This is a genomic window from Acinetobacter sp. ANC_7634 (assembly GCF_056779875.1).
In genome coordinates this window covers 27327-49563 of the sequence record NZ_JBWYIT010000009.1, presented here as the reverse complement: position 1 = coordinate 49563, position 22237 = coordinate 27327, and the positions used below count along the sequence as shown (strand labels likewise).

The 22237-nt window shown below is 38.2% G+C and carries 25 protein-coding genes; 15 read left to right on the top strand and 10 right to left on the bottom strand.

Annotated elements, in window-relative coordinates; genetic code table 11:
• Entirely contained in the window at window positions 1-1182 is a 1182-nt protein-coding gene (locus AC1M9A_RS10260; protein WP_481610137.1) for an MFS transporter, read from the top strand.
• A 37-nt stretch (window positions 1183-1219) separates the two neighbouring features.
• On the opposite strand, the gene ygfZ is transcribed toward AC1M9A_RS10260, so the two are convergent.
• A complete protein-coding gene (gene ygfZ, locus AC1M9A_RS10255) occupies window positions 1220-1942 on the bottom strand; it encodes a CAF17-like 4Fe-4S cluster assembly/insertion protein YgfZ (RefSeq protein WP_481610136.1) in 723 nt (240 codons plus the stop codon).
• 272 nt (window positions 1943-2214) lie between these two features.
• Here ygfZ and acnD point away from each other — a divergent pair, with 272 nt between their 5' ends.
• The 12 genes from acnD (at window position 2215) to AC1M9A_RS10195 (ending at window position 11605) form a co-directional block, all read left to right on the top strand.
• Entirely contained in the window at window positions 2215-4833 is a 2619-nt protein-coding gene (gene acnD / locus AC1M9A_RS10250) for a Fe/S-dependent 2-methylisocitrate dehydratase AcnD (protein WP_481610135.1), read from the top strand.
• 77 nt (window positions 4834-4910) lie between these two features.
• Window positions 4911-5132 carry a hypothetical protein gene (locus AC1M9A_RS10245; protein ID WP_481610134.1) on the top strand — a complete coding sequence of 74 codons (222 nt, stop codon included), beginning with the start codon at window positions 4911-4913 and terminating at the stop codon, window positions 5130-5132.
• Between the two features lie 6 nt (window positions 5133-5138).
• Window positions 5139-6098 (top strand): hypothetical protein, encoded by a 960-nt coding sequence (locus AC1M9A_RS10240; protein WP_481610133.1) that lies wholly within the window; start codon window positions 5139-5141, stop codon window positions 6096-6098.
• A gap of 39 nt (window positions 6099-6137) precedes the next feature.
• Window positions 6138-6344 (top strand): zinc ribbon-containing protein, encoded by a 207-nt coding sequence (locus tag AC1M9A_RS10235; RefSeq protein ID WP_257227605.1) that lies wholly within the window; start codon window positions 6138-6140, stop codon window positions 6342-6344.
• Between the two features lie 118 nt (window positions 6345-6462).
• Window positions 6463-7044 (top strand): DUF4126 domain-containing protein, encoded by a 582-nt coding sequence (locus AC1M9A_RS10230; RefSeq protein ID WP_481591733.1) that lies wholly within the window; start codon window positions 6463-6465, stop codon window positions 7042-7044.
• A 109-nt stretch (window positions 7045-7153) separates the two neighbouring features.
• Complete coding sequence (locus tag AC1M9A_RS10225) at window positions 7154-7885, top strand: hypothetical protein (RefSeq protein ID WP_481610132.1); 732 nt, start codon at window positions 7154-7156, stop codon at window positions 7883-7885.
• Between the two features lie 78 nt (window positions 7886-7963).
• On the top strand, window positions 7964-8218 hold the full coding sequence (locus AC1M9A_RS10220; RefSeq protein ID WP_481610131.1) for a hypothetical protein: 255 nt from the start codon (window positions 7964-7966) through the stop codon (window positions 8216-8218).
• A gap of 517 nt (window positions 8219-8735) precedes the next feature.
• Window positions 8736-9401 (top strand): RluA family pseudouridine synthase, encoded by a 666-nt coding sequence (locus AC1M9A_RS10215; RefSeq protein WP_481610130.1) that lies wholly within the window; start codon window positions 8736-8738, stop codon window positions 9399-9401.
• 166 nt (window positions 9402-9567) lie between these two features.
• Window positions 9568-9948, top strand: a complete 381-nt coding sequence (locus AC1M9A_RS10210; protein ID WP_179998992.1) for a ribonuclease E inhibitor RraB — start codon at window positions 9568-9570, stop codon at window positions 9946-9948.
• Window positions 9949-10091: 143 nt separating this feature from the next.
• Window positions 10092-10430: a zinc ribbon domain-containing protein YjdM gene (locus AC1M9A_RS10205; RefSeq protein WP_035269853.1), complete on the top strand. Its 339-nt coding sequence runs from the start codon at window positions 10092-10094 to the stop codon at window positions 10428-10430.
• A 233-nt stretch (window positions 10431-10663) separates the two neighbouring features.
• Complete coding sequence (locus AC1M9A_RS10200) at window positions 10664-11128, top strand: YybH family protein (RefSeq protein ID WP_179998993.1); 465 nt, start codon at window positions 10664-10666, stop codon at window positions 11126-11128.
• Between the two features lie 72 nt (window positions 11129-11200).
• The gene (locus AC1M9A_RS10195) at window positions 11201-11605 is read left to right on the top strand and encodes an NUDIX hydrolase (RefSeq protein ID WP_481609089.1); all 405 of its coding nucleotides are present in this window, start codon (window positions 11201-11203) and stop codon (window positions 11603-11605) included.
• Window positions 11606-11615: 10 nt separating this feature from the next.
• Here the strand turns inward: AC1M9A_RS10195 and AC1M9A_RS10190 are convergent, their stop codons facing one another.
• From AC1M9A_RS10190 to AC1M9A_RS10160, 7 genes are all read right to left on the bottom strand, one after another.
• Window positions 11616-12566, bottom strand: coding sequence for a tRNA dihydrouridine synthase (locus tag AC1M9A_RS10190; RefSeq protein WP_035269844.1), 951 nt, complete (start codon window positions 12564-12566; stop codon window positions 11616-11618).
• A 114-nt stretch (window positions 12567-12680) separates the two neighbouring features.
• The gene (locus AC1M9A_RS10185) at window positions 12681-15428 is read right to left on the bottom strand and encodes a bactofilin family protein (RefSeq protein ID WP_481589219.1); all 2748 of its coding nucleotides are present in this window, start codon (window positions 15426-15428) and stop codon (window positions 12681-12683) included.
• Between the two features lie 41 nt (window positions 15429-15469).
• On the bottom strand, window positions 15470-16132 hold the full coding sequence (locus AC1M9A_RS10180) for a PilW family protein (protein ID WP_092767483.1): 663 nt from the start codon (window positions 16130-16132) through the stop codon (window positions 15470-15472).
• 3 nt (window positions 16133-16135) lie between these two features.
• Window positions 16136-16582, bottom strand: coding sequence for a PulJ/GspJ family protein (locus AC1M9A_RS10175; RefSeq protein WP_092767481.1), 447 nt, complete (start codon window positions 16580-16582; stop codon window positions 16136-16138).
• Complete coding sequence (locus AC1M9A_RS10170) at window positions 16554-17081, bottom strand: pilus assembly FimT family protein (RefSeq protein ID WP_481610129.1); 528 nt, start codon at window positions 17079-17081, stop codon at window positions 16554-16556. The genes AC1M9A_RS10175 and AC1M9A_RS10170 overlap by 29 nt, the downstream gene beginning before the upstream one ends.
• Before the next feature lies 1 nt (window position 17082).
• Entirely contained in the window at window positions 17083-17496 is a 414-nt protein-coding gene (locus AC1M9A_RS10165; protein ID WP_143047410.1) for a type IV pilin protein, read from the bottom strand.
• A 359-nt stretch (window positions 17497-17855) separates the two neighbouring features.
• Window positions 17856-18665, bottom strand: a complete 810-nt coding sequence (locus tag AC1M9A_RS10160) for a cytochrome C assembly family protein (RefSeq protein WP_179999001.1) — start codon at window positions 18663-18665, stop codon at window positions 17856-17858.
• Between the two features lie 143 nt (window positions 18666-18808).
• On the opposite strand from AC1M9A_RS10160, the gene ffh reads away from it, so the two are divergent.
• A complete protein-coding gene (gene ffh / locus AC1M9A_RS10155) occupies window positions 18809-20215 on the top strand; it encodes a signal recognition particle protein (protein ID WP_035269264.1) in 1407 nt (468 codons plus the stop codon).
• A gap of 123 nt (window positions 20216-20338) precedes the next feature.
• Window positions 20339-20893 (top strand): RBBP9/YdeN family alpha/beta hydrolase, encoded by a 555-nt coding sequence (locus AC1M9A_RS10150; RefSeq protein ID WP_179999002.1) that lies wholly within the window; start codon window positions 20339-20341, stop codon window positions 20891-20893.
• A 30-nt stretch (window positions 20894-20923) separates the two neighbouring features.
• On the opposite strand, the gene AC1M9A_RS10145 is transcribed toward AC1M9A_RS10150, so the two are convergent.
• Both AC1M9A_RS10145 and AC1M9A_RS10140 read right to left on the bottom strand, forming a co-directional pair.
• The gene (locus tag AC1M9A_RS10145; protein ID WP_481609092.1) at window positions 20924-21391 is read right to left on the bottom strand and encodes a hotdog fold domain-containing protein; all 468 of its coding nucleotides are present in this window, start codon (window positions 21389-21391) and stop codon (window positions 20924-20926) included.
• Between the two features lie 101 nt (window positions 21392-21492).
• Window positions 21493-22233 (bottom strand): type III pantothenate kinase, encoded by a 741-nt coding sequence (locus tag AC1M9A_RS10140; RefSeq protein ID WP_481609098.1) that lies wholly within the window; start codon window positions 22231-22233, stop codon window positions 21493-21495.
• Window positions 22234-22237 lie beyond the last annotated feature (4 nt).

Here is a 22237-nt window from a genome sequence, read left to right as displayed (position 1 = left end):
ATGAGTGTAACCACCGAACGACTTTGGAATCGTTCATTTATCTTGTGTGTATTAAATAATTTATTTGTTTTTATTTACTACTTTGCCATGTTGGCTGTCCTTCCGATTTACATTGTGAAGGATTTAGCGGGATCAGTTGAAGAAGCAGGATTAGCGTTAACGCTTTTTCTCGCCTCATCAATAGCAGTACGACCATTTTCAGGCATGATCATTCAAAAAATGGGTAAGCGACTCACTATGCGTGGATCGAGCACGTTTTTTGCGGTCTTTGCATTTGCTTATTTATTCATTGATAACATGTGGTCATTGTTGCTTATACGATTTTTACATGGGATATGGTTTAGTGTGTTGACCACTGTGGCTGTTCCAGTCGCGAATGACTTTATTCCTGAGCATCGTAAAGGTGAAGGCATGGGTTATTATGTGATGTCCACTAACCTAGGTGTGGTATTTGGACCATTAATTGCGCTTACCATGATTCAATTTTATAGCTTCCAAATTTTATTCGGTGCTCTCGCGGTGCTCATCAGTTTAGGTCTAATTTTTAGCTGGCTATTAAATATTCCAGCGAATCAGATACCTCAGCAAAATAAAATGAATAAAAAAGGTTTTAAGCTAGATGATTTTCTTGAGCCTAAAGTTTTTGCTGTAAGTGGTGTTGCTTTACTTACAGCTTTTGCTTACTCGAGTATTACCAGTTTTATTACGGTTTACAGTGAGAGCAAACAGCTGCTGACGTATACCAGTGTATTTTTTATATTGTTTGCGGTTTCGATGTTAATTGTAAGACCTTGGGTTGGTAAAATTTATGATCGTCAAGGTCCGCGTGCTGTTATCGTTCCTTCTTTTATATTTTTTGCGATTGGACTTGTGGTCGTAACACTAGTCAATAATCAGTGGATGTTGTGGTTATCTGCAATTTTTATTGGAATTGGATATGGTTCAGTATTTCCTTGTTTGCAAACGCTCACCATTCAAACCGTAGATAAACATCGGATGGGGCATGCAATATCAACATTCTTTATTTGTTTTGATATTGGTCTGGCAGTTGGTTCAGTTGTAATGGGATTGGTTATTGCACAATGGAGCTTTGAATTTATGTACTGGTGTTGTGCGGTATTGGTCATATTAAACCTGATCATTTACCGGAAATATGTTCCAAATCCTCAGCCTAATGGTTAATAAAAAACCTCCTAAATGGAGGTTTTTTTAGATTATTTTACTGTGGTCTAGCCACATCACCATTTAAATACTCAGGCAAATCTAAAACAGTCACGTCTAACTCTGCTAATGCTTCAGGGCGTGCCACCACCAAAGCGATATAACCATTTTCAAATGCAGCACTATTGACCACTTGTACGCTTTTATCGAGTTGTTCCGCTTCTGCAGGCACAGCACCTGTACCTTGAATCAGATGTAACCACGCTTTCGGTTTGGCTTTAAACCATAAGCGTGCAATGACTTCCTGACCCAAGTAACAACCTTTGTCATAGTGAACGCCTTCACGTTGATGCAAACGAAGTTCTTGGGGTTGGAACACATGTTCAATGGCTTGATCAATATACGCTTGACCTTGTTGAATGGCTTGAACTCGCCAAGCGGCAATGTCTGTTAGTGCTGCTGAGAATGTAGTGGTGTCACCTTGAAGCGTAGGATAGACCTGACCTGCTTCTTCAAGTTTCATTTTGGAAAAAGCACCAAATTTTTTAATGTGTTTAGAAAATTCTTCAGCCTGATCTTGAGTGGTGACAATGACAAAGCTTTCAGGATTTAGTTTTGTTAGCCATAGACCAAAGTGAATTCGACCTTTTAAATCACAAATTGCTGTGTAGCGCGTGATTTTTTCTTCAAGGCGTTCAACATGCAACGTCACTTGACCTTGTAAAAATTTTTGAGCATCCACGCCATTAAGCGTAAATGAGGAGAAAGATAAATTGTTCATTTTCTATGCTCGAATCTGAATCTAATACTAAAGAATTATCCCAATTTTCCACTATTTTTCAAAAAAAAGCACATAACTGCTAATTTAACTGCGTTATTTGAAACAAAATATTTCAAAAACCCTGTTTTTTATACCTAAGTACATGAAATATATAAGATTTGGGAAATGGACTTTCAGCAGTGTACTATGCCAACACAAATGATGAAGTCTCATCAACAACAAAATGTTTAGAAAGTTTAGAAAAAAGATGCTCAAGGCAAGGCAGGAACGCGATGAATAACAACTACCGTAAACCACTGCAAGGTACCCAGCTCGAATATTATGATGTGCGTCAAGCCGTTGAAGATATTCAGCCAGGCGCATACGCAAAACTCCCATATACTTCTAAAGTGCTTGCAGAGCAATTGGTACGCCGTTGCGATCCTGCAATTTTAGAGCAGTCTCTTAAAGAGTTAATCTTTAACAAACAAGACCATGATTTCCCTTGGTATCCAGCACGTGTGGTCTGCCACGATATTTTAGGTCAAACAGCATTGGTGGACCTTGCAGGTTTGCGTGATGCGATTGCCGATCAAGGTGGAGACCCATCTAAAGTCAATCCCGTGGTACCAACTCAGCTGATTGTCGATCACTCACTCGCAGTCGAGTACGGTGGTTTTGATCCTGATGCATTTGAGAAAAACCGTGCGGTGGAAGATCGTCGTAATGAAGACCGTTTCCATTTTATTGAGTGGACCAAAACTGCCTTTGAAAATGTTGATGTGATTCCTGCGGGTAATGGCATCATGCATCAAATCAACTTGGAGAAAATGTCTCCAGTGATTCAAAACCGTGGTGGCGTGGCTTTCCCTGACACGTGTGTGGGCACAGATTCACATACACCGCATACGGATGCTTTAGGTGTCATTTCAATTGGTGTCGGTGGCTTAGAAGCTGAAAACGTGATGCTTGGTCGTGCATCTTGGATGCGTTTACCTGACATTATTGGTGTAGAGCTTGTTGGTCAGCGTAAGCCGGGCATTACGGCAACTGATATCGTATTGGCTTTAACAGAGTTCTTGCGTAAAGAGCGTGTAGTCGGTGCTTATTTAGAGTTCTTTGGTGAAGGTGCAGACACCATGTCGATTGGTGACCGTGCGACCATCTCGAATATGACACCTGAATATGGTGCAACGGCTGCGATGTTCTATATTGACCAAAACACCATTGATTATTTAACGCTTACAGGTCGTGAGCCTGAGCAAGTGAAACTTGTAGAAAACTATGCCAAAGAAATTGGTCTTTGGGCAAGTGATATGACCAAAGCTGAGTACCCACGTGTACTTCGTTTTGATTTATCAACCGTAACTCGTAACATTGCAGGGCCATCAAACCCACATGCACGTGTATCTACAAGTGATTTAAAAGCGAAAGGCATTGCAGGCAATTTAGAAGCAGCACGTGCTCAAGAAGCAGAAGGCTTAATGCCTGATGGTGCAATCATCATCGCGGCAATTACATCATGTACCAATACATCAAACCCACGTAATACAGTGGCAGCAGGCTTGCTTGCTCGTAAAGCTAATGAGTTAGGCTTAGTGCGTAAGCCGTGGGTGAAATCATCTTTTGCACCGGGTTCTAAAGCCGCAGCATTGTATTTAGAAGAAGCAGGTGTACTCGGTGATTTAGAAAAACTCGGTTTTGGTATCGTGGCGTATGCATGTACCACATGTAACGGGATGTCAGGTGCGTTAGATCCAAAAATCCAGCAAGAAATTATCGACCGTGACCTCTACGCAACGGCTGTTTTATCAGGTAACCGTAACTTCGATGGTCGTATCCACCCGTATGCAAAACAAGCATTCTTGGCATCGCCTCCGCTCGTAGTTGCATATGCGATTGCAGGTACGATTCGTTTTGACATTGAAACGGATGCTTTAGGTCATGATAAAGATGGCAACCCAATTTACCTCAAAGACATTTGGCCATCTGATGAAGAAATTGATGCATTGGTGAAAGTTGCGGTAAAACCTGAGCAATTCAAAAAAGTGTATATCCCAATGTTTGATTTGGGTGAGAAGCTTCAAGCCGCAAGCCCACTGTATGACTGGCGTCCGCAAAGTACCTATATCCGCCGTCCGCCATATTGGGAAGGCGCACTTGCTGCACCACGTACTTTAGCCAATATGCGTCCGCTTGCGATTTTAGGCGATAACATCACCACAGACCATTTATCACCATCGAATGCGATTATGATGGATTCGGCAGCAGGTGAATATTTACATAAAATGGGCGTGCCTGAGGAAGACTTTAACTCATACGCAACGCACCGTGGTGACCATTTAACGGCACAACGTGCGACCTTTGCCAATCCGAAATTGTATAACGAAATGGTGGTACGTTCGGACGGTACGATTAAGCAAGGTTCAAAAGCGCGTGTAGAGCCTGAAGGCGAAGTGATGCGTATGTGGGAAGCCATTGAAACCTACATGAACCGTAAACAGCCTTTGATCATTGTGGCAGGTAAAGACTACGGTCAAGGTTCTAGCCGTGACTGGGCTGCGAAAGGTGTTCGCCTTGCAGGGGTTGAAGCGATTGTGGCAGAAGGTTTCGAGCGTATTCACCGTACCAACTTGGTCGGTATGGGTGTGTTACCGCTTGAGTTTAAGGCAGGAACTGACCGTAAAACTTTAGGTTTGGATGGTACTGAGCTGTATAGCGTGATTGGGAATATTGCGCCTCGTTCGACTTTGACGCTTGTGATTGAGCGTGCAACGGCTGATGGCAAAAATCAAACCATTGAAGTGCCTGTGACATGCCGTTTAGATACCGAAGAAGAAGTGTCTGTGTATGAAGCGGGTGGTGTATTACAACGCTTTGCACAGGATTTCTTGGAAGGTCAAGTAGCTTAATGCTTTAGCTAAAAGTAATTGATATTGTTTAAAAAAGAACCTATCTTGATGATGGGTTTTTTTTATAGAGAATAATAATGGAAAGATATTTAGATTTAGATGGTGATTCTGGAATCCTTGCATATGAAATTGGTGAAACTTATATAAGGGTAAAGTTTGATAGAACATTTAAAATTTATACTTATAGTTATCAAAGTGCTGGAGTTAATAATGTCGAAGAGATGAAAAGATTAGCTAGACATGGCGATGGTTTGAACTCTTATATTAAGTTAAGTGCAAATAACCTTTATGAAAAATAAAAAATTATGAAATTCAAAAGTAAAAATTTAAGAGAAATTGCTGAATGTATTATTGGTGATAAAAATTACTTTGATTATAAAAGTAGTCGATATATTTCAGAGTTTTTTGAAGATTGTGGCTTACCCTTTAAGCATGATGGTTCAACACGTTGGGCTTGGACATCAGACAGATTAGCAGAGCTGTTGGAAGAGTCTTGTCCTCCAAATGCATTGCCACCAACGTTTGTACATGTATTAAGAGCTTTAATGCAAAAATCTGATGCGACAGAAGATGATCCTGAACGTATAAATGCCTTAATTGAATTAAATAAGCCTTTAAGTAGAGAAGGGTATGAGGCTTTTTACGGTACAGACAATAATTTATATATTAAAAATTTACATAATAATCAGACTATAAAACCTGTTGAAAATCCACATAGAATATTTTCTGAAATTGAGATTAAAAAAAGAGAGCGATTAATAAGTTATTTGGACATGTGCTCTGAGGATCAACTTATAGAAAATGTGCTTCTTCCTTTGTTTCGTATTCTAGGATTTCAGCGAATAACGTTTGCAGGTCATAAAGATAAGGCATTGGAGTATGGCAAAGATATTTGGATGAAGTTTATTTTGCCAACACAGCATGTTCTTTATTTTGGTATTCAAGTAAAAAAAGGAAAGTTAGATTCATCAGGGGTATCTAAAGCAAGTAATCACAACATTGCTGAAATCTATAATCAAACAACGATGATGCTAGGACATGAAATTTTTGATCCTGAAACGAATAAAAGAGTATTAGTTGACCATGCATTTATTATTGCAGGGGGTGAAATAACAAAAGCTGCCAGAAATTGGCTAGGAAATAAGTTGGATGCGAATCGTAGAAGTCAAATAATTTTTATGGATAGAGATGATATCTTAAATTTATTTACGGTTAATTCTATTGACGTTCCAAATTTAGAAAATATAAGTTTAGATAGTTTTTAAATATTAGGCTTCGCCCAATCGCCACCATCATCCGTCGAAATGGACAATAAAAAGCCATTCATTCTCCGTTATAGTGATTCCACCATTTCTAAAATTATACGGAGAACAAAAATGGTTACAGCTGGCTCTAAACCAGGAACAGGTTTCTATTTTTGCGTTCAATGTGGGCATCGTGCTTACTTAGAAATTGGTACTGATCGATTACCACCGTGTACCAAATGCTTAAGCAATCAATTTAAAAAATAATTCGCTCAAGCAAACACACTAAAACAGACACCACTGTTTTAAACAAAAGCCCTATTACACCATAGGGCTTTTTTGTTACCTTAATAAAATTAAAAACATATTAATAAAAAGGTTCACTATGGAAACAATACTCGGTTTATGTCTTGGTATAGGATTGAGTGCTGCATGTGGCTTCCGCGTATTTGTTCCCTTATTGGTGATGAGTATTGCCGCTATTATGGGCATTTTTGAACCCATAAAAGGTTTTGAATGGTTGGCTATGCCATCAGTCTGTATTGCATTAGGCTTTGCCACACTGTGTGAAATAGGCGCTTATTACATCCCATGGGTAGACAACTTACTCGACACCATTGCAACACCTGCCGCGATGGTGGCTGGAACATTGACGACCATGGCGGTAAGCTCTGGTGAAATGTCGCAATTTGCAAGTTGGGCTGCCGCAATCATCGTCGGTGGTGGAACAGCAGGAGCAGTGCAACTTGGGACAGTGGCAGCACGGGGCGTATCGACCGCAACCACGGGTGGCGTAGCAAATCCTGTGGTATCGACAGGTGAGTGGGTCAGCGCATTAGTGATTTCCGTATTGTCATTCTTTATACCCGTATTGGTGGTGATCGTTTTACTAATTGGTGTGGTTTGGGCAGTACGCTGGATTCGTCAGAAAAGACGCATGGTAAAGAATGCCGAAAGTCCCCTGTAAAATCTCAATGGAACATCATAAAAATATGTTGAATCACGATTACCATTCCAATTCATCTAAAAATTATACTGGCTAAAAACATTATAAAAATCATAAAGGAGCTCAGCTGATGCCTGTGCTAAAAATATTAAAGCGTCATGGTATATCAGTCGCGATACTTATGGCATGTTCGATTGCCTCAGTACCGTTATGGGCGAACACTCCACAGCAGAAAACACTAAGCCCAAAAGAAATCAAACTTCAACAGCAGGCAAAAAAATTTAAGGCCTTTATTCCAGATAAATACTTTCTGTTCGATGCTGTAGAAGGTGATTTGAATCAGGATGGTCAAAAGGATGCCGTACTGATTGTAAAAAAAATTGATCCCAAAGGGTGGGTGAGCCATCTTGATCAGGGCAAGCTGGATCGTAACCGACGTGGCATTCTGGTGCTATTACAGAATCAATTCAAATATCAAAAACTGATGCAGAATCTGACTGCATTTTCATCGGAAAATGAAGAGGGTGGAGTTTATTTTCCGCCAGAACTCAGTGTAGATATCCGCAAGAATATTCTGGGGATCCATTATGGACACGGTCGTTATGGCTATTGGAGTTATAAGTTTCGTTTAGAGCAGCAGGATATGCGTTTGATTGGTTATGATCTTTCTAGTAATCATGGCCCATATACTGATTATAGAGTAAGTATTAATTTTCTCAGTCATCAAAAAAAGCATTCACAAAATATCAATTTGGCAGATCGGGATCTTCAGGAAAAATTTAAGCATACCTGGTCCAAAGTGAATTATTCACCAATCTATCTGTCCAAAATCAAGGACTTTGATGAGCTAAATTTTGAATAGTCTTTTTAATGAGGTTGGTGCGAACTTTGCATGATCATTTGCAGTTAAAATGATTGATAGAGGAGGAAACAGATGGAAATGAGCAGCATAACTGAAAATGAAAAAACGTCTTTAGGTGTTAAAGTTCATTTGATGGCATGCTGGCCAATTTTACTGTTACTCATTGGTGGCGCAGTAGGAGCGGTACTGGGCATCGTTGCATATGTGATTAACCTCAAAATTTACAAATCTGAATTATCTCAACTACAGAAAGTACTCGCTAATCTTATGTGTGGCATGTTTGCCATGATGTTGTGGTGGAGCATTGCATCTTGGATTCAAGCAACTCTCTAAAATGGAAGGTCAGCTTGAATTTTAATTGCAATATTTAGCTCAAAAACGCTAAAAAAAGTGTATCAATGAGCCTATTTGGGAAAAAATATTATATTTATAAGTTGACATGAAATATTTTTTTATTTGATGCTGAAATTCGTTAATCTTAGGAAATTAATCCCGACGCAGTCTCGCTATTATATCTCTCAAGGGTGTGACGGGATCGAAAAGAGTAGATTGCTACCAGTTGCGTACAACGTGCGTGTAGTACTTACCCAAAAGGTCTTGATTCGGCTTAGGACGCTATAAATCAGAAGTTTATAGGCAATAGGGTTATAACTTACAAAGTTATAATAGTTGAAGTAAACAACATGTTTTCCCTGACACCCTCAAAATTCTCTTAAAAAATTATAATTCTCAATTCTCAATTCTCAATTCTCAATTCTCAATTCTCAATTCTCAAATCGCTCATCTTATAAATTGACACTGTGTTGATCAGTTGCTATTTTTCCGCATCCCAAAGAAATGCTTTGTTCACATGCCTTTAGACGATAATTTTGTATATATGCCACCTCAAGGTCCGCTTAACATCGTCTATGAAGATGATGATTTGGTGGTCATTGATAAACCAGCAGGATTATTGTCTGTGCCAGGACGCTTGCCTGAACATCATGACAGTGCCTATTTAAGAGTGATAGCTCAATATCCAAATGCAAAAATTACCCATCGTTTAGATATGGCAACCTCTGGAATTTTGATGTTTGCAAAACATCGTGATGCTGAAGTGGCTGTGAGCAAAATGTTCCAAGCGCGCACCGTGAAAAAAAATTATGTGGCACTGGTGCAAGGTAAAATTCCACAACAGGGACAAGTAGACTTGCCTTTAATTACGGACTGGGAAAACAGACCGAGACAAATCGTTCATTTTGAACTTGGAAAATCAGCCTTAACACTGTTTGAATTGGTCGCTTATGATGCGCATTTAGATGCTAGTCGTGTCTTGTTGACGCCAATTACGGGGCGTTCACATCAATTACGCGTACATATGCAAGCCATAGGTCATCCGATCACAGGTGATAAACTCTATCATCCAAACCCTAAACTTAGTAATTTAGGGCGTATGGCTTTGCATGCAAGTTATTTAGAGTTTCAACAACCGTTGAGTGGTATTGAAATTAAAATTGTGAGTGAAGTTCCATTTTGAATGAAACGCTTCAAGCAGAATATGTAATGTGAGTGCCTAACTAAAATTTAACAATTACGATCATATAAGTTTAAGAACAATTTCTAATGAATTCTTCTCCAAAATGGAATAAATATAGGCTACTCTAGGATATTGTATACGCAATAACCACAATAAGGATGAACGTATGAGCCGTGATTTAGAACAATTTCCAAATGATGATAATGGCGATGTACTGTGGCAAATGTTCCAGGATGGAGATGATTTAAGCGAGCCGCATGAGATTGAGTACTCAATTGCTTTTAGCTCTAAAGAAAAAGCTGAAAAATGTGCCTTGTTCTTGCTTCAGGAAGAACAAAAGATCAGTTTATTTATTGATGAAGAGTCTGAATCCGCAGAATGGATTATCACGATTTACGTGTACATGGAGCCAGAATACTCAGATATTGTGGATTTAGAAGAGTGGTTTACCAAAATAGCCAATGACTATGACGGTGAGTATGATGGATGGGGATGTATGGCATATGTATATGATGATGAAGATATAGAAGATGAGTTTCAAAGCTAAACAAGGCCAGAGCCAATAAAAGAACCTAAGTGATTGAACTTAGGTTTTTTTTATTTAAACCTTATAAAATTTAAGGTTTTTTTCTATTCGCTAGATGAAAGTGGTATATTGAGCAAAATTTTTTTAATTTTTTGGATTTTTTTATGTCTTTGCCAAATTGCCCAAAATGTTCCTCTGAATATACTTATGAAGATGGGGACCTCTTGATCTGCCCAGAATGTTCACATGAATGGAAAGAAGGAGAGACACTCGAAGAAGTGGTTCAGATCAAAGATGCAAATGGCAATCTTCTTGCAGATGGTGATACCGTAACGGTTATCAAAGATTTAAAAATTAAAGGTTCATCATCCGTAATCAAAGTCGGTACTAAAGCAAAAAGTATTCGTTTGTTGCCAGATGCAACGGATGGTCATGATATTGATTGTAAAGTAGATGGTTTTGGCGCAATGAAACTTAAGTCCGAATATGTAAAGAAAGCATAAGCTTTTATAATGGCTTCAGTGAAACTGGGGCCAATTTTTTATGCGAAAATAACTCGTCATTGGTTTTCTGATCATAATGATAAGTTTTAATAAATAATGGTTGTTTTTTATCAATTTAAATTGAATTTTAGATACAAATTAGAATAAAAATTTCTTTGCTTGGCACAAAATAACATTACACTTTTTCTTTAAAAGTGTTAACTTCATCACACTAATAACAATAAGGTCACATCATGTCTATTCAGATTGAGGGTAATGTTGTTGCTGCTCATGAAGTATTAGCGCAATTAAAAGAATGGGATTCAGCATTAGTGGGTAATAATGTTGATGCGTTAATCGAAAAATGTGCACAAAATGTAAGTATGTTTGATGTCAGCACTCAACTTGAAGGGGCTGAAGCTTATCGAAAAGAATGGCAAAAATTTAGCCCATATTTCTTTGATGGGATGCAAATCACTCGCCGTGATGTAAAAGTACATGCGAGTGATCATTTGGTTGTATTACACTGTCACTCTAAAGTGGAACATAAAGCCTTAAAAGGTCAGCTGCAAATGCCTTGGTGTCGTACAACATTATGTCTACAAAAAACCAATGAACAATGGGTGATGGTACACCAACATATTTCTATGCCTGTAGACTTAGCAACGGGAAAGGCTATCATCTTGAAGGATAAATCAAAATTAAGGCTTGTGGTTTAGCTTATCTTGAGCATTTAGATGGGCTTAAACAGTGTTATCTTTCATGAATGAGTTAAATTCTGGAGACGTGTCATGGGATTTTATGATTTTTATCGTTTGAGTTCTCATGCGGTGATCACCAACCCAGAGGGACAAGTCTTATTACTGAAAGCAAACTATTCCAATTACAGTTGGGGGTTGCCAGGTGGTGGTTTAGATCAAGGTGAAACCATACATCAAGCTTTGCTCAGAGAGTGTAAAGAAGAAATAGGTTGTGATGTAAGCATCCAATATTTATCCGGGGTCTACTATCACGCACAGGTAAACTCACATACCTTTATCTTTAGATGCGTGATTGAAAATAATGCCCAAATTCAACTCTCTGAGGAACATACGGAATATGCATGGTTTAGTCCAGAGCAACTGTCTGAAGTTCAACGCACTCGCGTTCAAGACTGTCTGAATTTTCAAGGTGAAGTTCGGAGTTATTCATTCTAGAATTTAGAAATTAGACAGTTTGCATAATGTTTTGAAAATGATTGAGCTTAGCAATGATTTCATCTACTTGTTTCAGACGTTTCACCTCATCCCATAACAGTTTTGCTTCAGGATAATGTTTAGACATCATACCTAGCCATTGCTTATAACGTCCGACCATATTCATTTCTTTTTTATAAGAACCATTTAAGAAGCGAATTTGGAGTGTAATTAAATCGCTCCATTGTAATATCGCTTCGTCTTTATTTTGTCGGATGCATTGTGTGACATCGGGTGTTGTCACTGCTGCACGACCAATCATTAGATCTTCACAACCTGATTCTAGTAAACACTGGCGCGCATCTTGGTTATTCCAGATTTCACCATTGGCTATCACATTAATGCTAAGCGCATGACGAATGGGTTGAAGTTGATCCCAAAAGGCGGGTGGGGTGTAGCCATCTGCTTTTGTTCGTGCATGAACGGTAACCCAAGCGGCACCAGCATCTTCTATCGCATGTGCATTTTCTAGGGTGAAATTACGATCCATATAACCTAAACGCATTTTTGCTGAAACTGGTATTTCAGCAGGCACTGCATCACGTACAGCTTTAACCAGTTGATACACTGTTTCAGGTTCATCCAATAATACAGAACCACCTCGATGCCTGTTTACTGTTTTAGCTGGACAGCCAAAATTCATATCAATTGCAGGTGCACCTAACTCCACCGCTCGAACGGCATTTGCAGCCAACATGGTTGGATTATTCCCTAAAAATTGAACATGAACGGGTGTTCCTGCTGCTGTTTTGCCATCGTTCAATAATTCGGGACAGTAAGAATGATAGATGTGATCTGGAAGGACAGAATCAGTGACACGGATAAACTCAGTTACACACCAGTCGAAGCTGCCGACATGTGTGAGAACATCACGCATGATGGGATCAGTTAAACCTTCCATGGGTGCTAAAACGAGTTTCACTTGGTCACCTGAATATGGGAAAAACGGTGTTATACGGTGTTTTGTATAGCTTGTCTAGTCAGAAATTTCACACAAAAAAAAGCCCAAACTTATGTTTGGGCTTTTCGCTTCCAATTATTGATATTTAGCCCATTGTAGGTCTGCATTTTTAATGGCGATGAAATCATTGGCATTCACATCATCAACTTTATTTAAATTTTTATATTCATTTTTGGGAATATAAATATTTGTACCAGCACCCATTGTATTGTGTTGTTGAACACTAGTATACGGTGGGACACCTTGAGAGCTGATATTACCAAAGATTCCATTTTTTTCACCGATACCACATGCTGCACTACCTTCAACATTACTTCTTGCTAATACGTCACCATAAATTTGTGCACATGCACCAATACGCACAACTTGATTAGACATCAAGGCAACTAAACCAAGTTCTAACTTTGTTATTTCTTTATTATCAATAGTCACTGTATCAAGCGTACCGTTAGGTAATCTATTGGTATTTTTATACATCGTATTCGCATCTTGGCACAAATTCACTGGCGTCAAGAATTTGTTCGATAAAGTTGCAGGTGTTGTTGCAGGTGGACTAACACTAAACTTAGTATTAGACGTAGTGCCTAAGTTACGTGAACAAATTAAGGCATCTGTTGCATTTGGATTTCGCGTAATATTACGAGGCGAATAAATGCGAGGAGACATCGCAATCGCATCAATATCACCTTCAGCAAGGAAAGTATTGGTGAATACAGAATCAGTACTATCCGCCGCAAGATTCGCTTTACCAGAAATAATTAATTTACCTTCGAAATACAGAATACCTGGAGCAAAACTTGCGTTATCGAATGTAGATGTATCCATTGAACGAATATACCAAGTGTCTGGTAATGTATAGTCATAATCTTTAGGCCAGCCAAATATATAACGATCTTTACCATCAAGACCATTGAAGTCTAAGCTGACCCGTGGAAGATATCCAATAATTTGGCTCGTGCAATAACCGCTCTTATGCTCAGTACGTAGCCCTAAACTATTGGTCATGACCTGTTCTTCATGAATAGTTTCACAAATAGCACCGACATAATCTTTGCTATTCAAGGTGTATTTCCCTAAATAGAAACCTCGTGAGCCTGAGTTTGAGTTCTCAGGGTCAATTTTCATGATTTGAGTTTTATTTCCTGAAGTATCTACAGCAAACTGTTTGTGAATATTATTAGTAGCGTCATACTCATACATGTAAGTGATTTTAGAGCTCTCATTGCGAAGATGATTTAAATATACGCGAGCAGCGCCATATTCACGTACGAAAATATAGTTTGCATCATTTCGATATTGACGAACATCGACTCTGGTTTCAAACGTCATATTTTGAATTGCTTCTTGAATACTGGCTATGGTTTCAGAAATATCGTATTTAGGAATATCTGGAAAAGTACTGAGCTGAGGGATGCTTGTGAGTTTTTCATAAATTTTTCCACTAATTGCATTCTTAAATCCTTCAACTACACCATTCTGATTTGAAGTACTAAAGTTGGCAAGATAGACATCACCTTTTACGTCTTCAGCAATAAGACCATCTAATAAGCGTAATGGACCGTTAGAATACACATTTCCACCAATCCAACTTGTACTTAAGCGGACTCCAGCCTTGTACACGCCAATCCCTTGTTTCGACTGATTGTGAGCATAGGCCGATTGTTCAATTTTGGAGAAGGTATCAAGGTCAATAAATTCTTTGGCTCTTACACTGCCCTTAACGTCACTACTAGAAATATTAACTTTCCCGCCTGATGTAATATCACCCGTAACAACACTAGTTCCGATCATTGTTACGTTGCCACCTGCCATGACATTTCCGTTGACTTTACTAGAAACGGAAATATTGACATTCCCTTGGTGTGTGGTGATAGAAGACACTTCAACATTCGTGCGTAGTGTTACATCTTTATTGGTATGTAAGTTTGCAGCATAGCCACCTTCTGTAAGGCTAATATTTCCGTCAGTGGAAATATTTTGAGCTTTAGAACCAAGAGAAAGTGTGACATCACCAATTGCTTTAATATTTTCTGCTTTGACATTAGTTAACAGTTTAACCCACTCACCAGATGAAATATTGCCAAAATTTCCGCCGTTAATAATGTGAACATAGCCCTCAGCATTGATGTTAATTACAGCCCCATTTCTTGTACCACAGGCATCAATTAAACAATCAATATAGACATTTCCACCTTTACCATCTTTGTCTTTCTTAACGTTAATAGTTAAGTTTTTGATATTTTTGATTTTGAAACCAGCTTGTAAGGACAGGCTGCCACCATCGACATTCAGTTCGACATATTCATCTGGTTTAGTTGGATCTTCGCCGGAAATAGTAGTGCCAGACATAAATGTTTGACCAGTGAAATTAATAACACTCTTGTACTTAATCAGGTCTGCTGCAAGATCATAGATTGCTTGTATCGTAGTAGCTGATTGAGCTGACCCACTTTTCGACAGAATATTTGCGATGACAATACATTTGGTTCCAGTAGAACCATCTGGGTTATTGGTTAAACCATTGCAACCTTTTACATCTTTTACTTCAACCGTGACATAACGTTGGTTGGTATCATCATTTAAAAGCTGAATTTCACCTGTATTTAATAAGCTTTGGCGAAAGTCATTAATATCGGTATCCTTATATTTTTTTAATAAATATTCACGAAAGGCGCTAACACCTGACCATCCCATGAGTTGTACGTTGGTTTGTGCATGCGCAGCAACATTTGCTTCTTTGTTGGAGATCAGTGATTTTGCAACAGTCGATGTTATGATCATCACTGTAAGCCCGATGAGCAAGACCAAAAGAATAGTGGCCATGCCTTGCTGCTTTCTTAAACTATTCATCTTTAATCTCGCTCTTAAAGGTTAACAATGTTATTAAGACAAACGGTATTACTCACTGTTTGACCAATGTTTGAATTTTGCATTTCATCTGCGTATTGACGATTAGCAGTAATCGTCAGTTGGCGCGTACCTTTGGAGTTGTTTTTATCAATTCCAAAAGGTGTACAATTTCCCGGTGTTAATACAAAGTTAAAAACGGTGCCTGTTTCTAAGGTCTTAAAGGAAACAATATGCTGTTTTTCATCAGGTTGGCTAAAAGTTTCTATATTTAATACTGCTTCAGACCCACAGTTATTCTTTTTAAGAAAGATTAAGCGATATGTATCACCTTCTTTTTCTTGAGTTAATGCTTCACAGTTGTAATTAATCGTTGTATTTGCAGACATTAAGCTTGTTACAGGATCTGGATTCATTCGCCAGAAAACAGCAGGTAAATTTTGAGTGTCCACTCCTACAGCAATATCTGATGTTTTTCCTGAACCATAGCCTGCATTTTGAACGAGCTTCTGTGCAACTGATAATGCTGTTCGTATTTGAGCATCGTATTCCGAATCACGAGAAGAACTAATACCAATTTGAGTCGTCTGTTTAAAAAGCATGAGCATCATTAGCATGCATAACATTGCAATGACTAATCCAACCATCAACTCAACGAGCGTAAATCCTTTTTGACTCATGATTTATCTCCCGACTCGATAACAATCTAAGCCTTCCATACTGTCTTCAGCGCAGGTTTTGGCATTAGATTGATTTGTACTCGCAGCTAACACAGGCCATGTAATTTTTGTACCTGCGACACCGCTCGTTTCACTAATATTTTCAGAATTCAAATTGCAATAAATGTAGTAGGTATTACCATTTAATGTGAACGATTTACTTTCGGTAGATTGGTTATTGAATGAAGCACAAACATCAGTTGAGTCAGTTGATATAGTGATGGTTTGTAAGCGATTTTGCAGTTCGTTTATCACTATATTGTCAATGTTCATATATCGTTGCGTGTTCAACATTTTGCTGATTGCTAAACCGCTACCAAAAACAATAATCGAGAATATAAGTAAACCAACAAGAGACTCCAACAATGTGAAACCACGTTGATTAGTTGATTTGAATGTTTGCTGATTCATTATTCTTCTCAACTGTAACGGTTAAATTTAAATTTGAATTGCACGTTGCTGATGCTGAACTTGCAGCAACCAACATCCCATTCGAGTTAAAAGATAGACAATAAAACTCTGTATTGTTTACTTTGAAAAATACATTCGATGCATAGGGGATTTTTTGAAGGATATAGTTTTGGTCAGACGAGTTGCCGTCACTTGTTGAACACGCATCAGTATTGTCCTTAGCAACACGAATGACTCTAATTTCTTGATGGGTTTTATCTATACAAACAGATGCTGCTGCAAGTGAAGACTCTTGATTATTCGTGTTTCGAATTGCTGCAGAACGGGCTTGATAAGTCGCATTTTTAATACCTGCTAGCGCTCCATCAACATGACTTTGATCTACCCAAGCTCTGGTTAAAGAAGTACCTACAAATAACAAAATAGCCAGTACAACGATCGTAATCATTAGTTCGATCAGCGTGAAACCAAGTTGTTTTCTATAACCAGTATTTTGCATATTATTTCACCCAGTCAGTATATGAACCACAACCGGCCACGGTACGAGTTCCATCATTTTTGAGTGTTAATGTACAACCTAAAACTCTTGCTTCAGTTCCTATTGCCTGAACCGCATAATTCACACCATCTGATGAAGTGTACGTAAAATTAAATGAATCAGAACTTGGATTCCAAGTTGTAAATTTAGTTTTTACTGCGTTGGTATTTGATAAGGTTTCTTTAGGGTAGTTTAGTGTTCTTTGATATGCATTTTCAGCACCTAATGAAAGTGCGATTAAATTCGATTGAGCTTCTTTGATTTTTGCTTTGGTGACGTAGTTTTGATAACTAGGTACTGCAATTGCGGCCAAGATTGCAACAATAATGATGACGATCATTAATTCGATTAAGGTAAAACCTTTTTGCAATTTCATACATACCCCAAAATAATCATCAAAAATATCCATTTACTAACTGTAACATTAGTTACTAACCTAAATAATAACAACTTATAGGAGACTAATGGGGGGTATTAAGCGATGAACAGATTATTAATATTAATTAATTAAATAATTCAAATAATATTAACTATTATTTATTAAATCATCATAAAGGTTTAATGCGGTTTTTATTATAAGTAATTGATTTTAATTGTTATTTTTAATATAAAAAATTATTTATACTTAAAATTTATTTACCTATATTTTAAATGTATTTAAAGTATATAAAATTTAATAATGATGTGATATCTATTCAATTATTATTATTTATTGTGATTTAAATCACACAATGGTTATTTTCCTAAAATCATTTCTAATACAAATTTTGATCCAATAAAGCCTATTGCAAGTAAAATAAAACCAATAATGGTAAAGCGTCTCGCTTTTTGACCGCGCCAACCAAAACGATAATGTCCAAATAAAAGTGCGCCGTAAACAAACCAAGAGACAATACTAAACGCTGTTTTATGTGCCAAATGTTGTGCAAAAAAATCATCAATCGTAAAAAAGCCGAAGATAAGTGCAGTACTTAATAAAATGAAACCTGTAACAAGCATATCGAATAACAGAGATTCCATTGCTTGATAGGAGGGTAATAGATTTACCCAAACACGATGTTTCTGTTTATTTTTTAACTCACGATCTTGTAACCACAACAAAACTGCGTGAATTGTTGCCATTAATAGCACTGCATAAGCTGAGAGTGACAAAATAATATGGACATCAAGTCCAAGCGTATTCTGTTTAAGTGTAAGTATAGGCTGGCTCAAGGAATAGCCTAAAATTAAACCCAATGCAGCTACTGGTATTCCAATCAGATTTAGGGCAAGTACAGGTCGATAAGTGCTATAAAGCAGGCTCAATAACAGCATGAGTGCTGAAGTAAATGAAAGGAGATTAAAAACATTATAGTTAATGCCGAAAGGCGTTTTCATATCTATCAATAAGACGACAGCATGCAAGATCAAGCCTAATCCAGCTACGAGACTGATAAACCAATGATTAGGGACACGTTTAGTCATTAAATGGGTAAATAAATACCAAAAGGCAGTGGTATAGGCGATCAATGCTAAAATTGTGTAAACCAAAGGGAGGCTAATCATGTCAAACCTTTTTATGGATGCTGAATATTCATCTAATAAGATATAAATTCCAAACGAACTACAGTATCCTATAGCATCTTATGCATAAATTTTCTATTTTAAGAAAGATTTTTTTGCAACAACCATTTTAAGCGGATTTTGCAATGTTTGATACCTTAACAGAACGACTCACGCAGAGTTTAAGAAATGTTACTGGCTCTGGGCAACTGACCGAAGACAATATTAAAGATACGTTACGTGAAGTGCGTATGGCACTTCTTGAAGCCGATGTTGCACTTCCTGTAACTCGTGAATTTATCGCGAAAGTTAAGGAAGAGGCATTAGGTCAAGAGGTGATGTCACAGTTATCTCCAGGCCAAGCATTCGTCAAAATTGTTCATGATGAACTCACCAAAATGATGGGTGAGGCAAATGAAAGTCTTGATCTTGCTGCAAAGCCTCCCGTTGTTGTTTTATTGGCTGGTTTACAAGGTGCAGGTAAAACGACGACTGCTGCAAAATTAGCTCGTTTTTTACAAGAGCGACAAAAGAAAAAAGTCGCAATGGTTTCTGCCGACGTCTATCGTCCTGCAGCGATTAAGCAGCTCCAGACTGTAGCAGGTGAAGTCGGCGCGATTTTCTTTGAATCAAGTGCTGATGAAAAGCCAATTACGATTGCAAACCGAGCAATTGAACAAGCCAAAATTCAATTTGCGGATGTATTGATTGTCGATACTGCAGGTCGTTTACATATCGATGACGATATGATGGGCGAAATTAAAGAATTGCATGCAGCGATTAATCCTACAGAAACACTGTTCGTTGTAGATGCAATGACCGGTCAGGATGCTGCAAATACAGCAAAAGCATTCAATGATGCATTGCCTTTAACCGGTGTGATTCTTACAAAAACTGATGGTGATGCGCGTGGTGGTGCGGCACTTTCTGTTCGTGCAATTACTGGTAAGCCTATTAAATTCTTGGGGATGGGGGAGAAACTCGATGCCCTTGAACCATTCCATCCTGAGCGTGTAGCACAACGTATCTTAGGTATGGGTGATGTGCTTTCTTTGGTCGAAGAGCTTGAACGTAAAGTCGACAAAGAAAAAGCTGAAAAAATGGCGAAAAAACTGCAAAAAGGCGGCAGCTTCAACTTTGAAGATATGCTGATGCAGTTTGAACAAATGAATAAAATGGGCGGTATGATGGGCTTCTTAGACAAGTTGCCTGGCATGAGTAACTCAGGAATTCAGGATGCGATTGCTCAAGCAAATCCTGAAAAGCAAGTGAAGAAAATGGAAGCGATTATTCAATCGATGACCATCAAAGAGCGTCGCAATCCTGACTTGATGAATCCAAGCCGTAAAAAACGTATCGCAGCAGGTTGTGGTATGGATGTTGCTGAAGTCAATAAGCTGATCAAACAACATGCCCAAATGGCAAAAATGATGAAAAAATTTGCGAATCCATCGGGTATGGCGAAAATGATGAAATCATTAAGCGGTATGCAAAAGAAATTTGGTGGCGGCGGTGGCGTTGGTCCGTTATTTGGTGGCAAAGATCCAAAATAACTCCCATAATTTAAAAAGGCGCTTTGGCGCCTTTTTTCATGCTACATAATTTTGCAAACTTACTATTTAGTTTAAAAAATAATCAATTCATGATATTGAGAATACAGTCAAGAGTGCAAGAAAATGACACAGGTTTATGTTGTGCATGGATATACGGCAAGCCCTGAAGAAAATTGGTTTCCATGGATACAACAACAAGCTGATCAGTATGGTATTCCATTAAAAGTATTGAGATTAGATCCTTCTGAGACGCCACAATTAGGAACGTGGGAACAACAAATGAAAGAGCAAATAGCTCAAATTGATGATCAAACAATTTTTGTTGCTCACAGTCTCGGGTGTATTGCAACTTTACATTACTTAAGCCAAGTGCTTTTAAACCAAAAAATCAAAAAATTAATTCTAGTTGCTGGTTTCAATGGACGTTTAGGGCGTCTTGAGCAAGTCAATCCATTTATTGATGCTGCTGATATAGATTTTGAACTCATTCGTGACCAAGTTCATGATCGCGTGGTCATTTATTCTGAAGGTGATGAGCGCGTTCTGCCTAAATTTAGTTTCCAGCAAGCTGAAAGTATTGATGCACATGTCGTTGCTGCTGAACATCAAGGCCATTTTATTGATTCAGAAGGTTGTACGGCATTGCCTGAGGTCTGGGCTGAGATTATTCGAGATTAATTCAGAAGCTATAAGCTCTCACTGACGTGTTTAACGTGATGTCACCCACATATTGATTTCTGCTCTAAAGACAAGCGCTTGGTTTTGATCATGGACTTCGACACACGCTACAAATCTATTTGGTATGGATTGCCCCGCTTGAATTGGCGTCAGAGGATAAGCAACTGCTATTAAATTGGTCGTAGCTTTTTTAATATATTTGACTTGCATACCGTCGGGTATCCATCGATGACTTGGTGGAAGAGTAACTTCTGTCATTAGGCCACCAGTAAGCTCTGCCAAATTACACAATGCAATCGCATGTACAGTATTAAGGTGATTTAAAACCCTTTTTTCTTTAGACATCTGGACCTGACAAAAATCTGGTCTCAATTCAATAATTTTCGTGCGAATCGATTTGAAATAAGGTGCTTTGAGTTGAATCATTTGATTGAAAAGCACTTTACCTAAGGGAAGTTTCTTCGCAATATTCCAAGCATTTAACGTCTTGTTATTCATGTTGTTCAGCCTACTTTTTATATTTTGGGTGTGTGTACTGACACTGAGTGAATAATTTTTTGTTTTAAGAGACACTCAGTTCAGCAGACCTGATGACCAAGTTATGTTTTTTGTTGCGCAACAGCAAGATAGCGTTGTAAGCCTTTTAATAATAAATCGGTTTCAATTTTCGGGTCATAAGATTGTAAATATTGAGCAAAAAGTGCTGCATCTCCACCTGTAAGGATTAATTTTCTTGGAGATGTTGTTAAAACTTTTTCGATCATACTGACCAATCCCAATAAAATACCATGATGAACAGCATCCATTGTATTTTGCCCAGGACTTAACTCATCAAATGCAGCATCAGGGATTTTGATCCCTTTGGTATTTTGAATAAGTGAGTCTCGTTGTAGATAGAGATTAGGTACGATATATCCCCCTAAATGTGTAAATCCATCTGCTAAATCAATTGTTAAGGCCGTTCCACAACTGATCACGCAATATTTCTCTTGAGGATCGGTGACGACCGCTAGAACTTGTAGCCAACGATCGATACCCAATTGATTCGGTTCTGTATATCCACATTGGAGTCCTGCATATTCTTGATGAACTTTAGCAACGACAATTGGGATATCCAGCAGTTTTAAAATTTTGAGTATACGGTCGTTATTCTTCTTGTCTTGAACAGATGAGATACCGACTTCTGATAGGTTTTGAGATTTAAAGTGTTGGATGAGACCCAACATTAAGTCCGCAGGAGATTGTAGATGAAGCTCCGCCACATGCTCCAAGATTTGCTCACCTTCCGTGATCCAATATTTTAAACGCGTATTGCCTATATCTAACCAAAGACGTTTCATCATG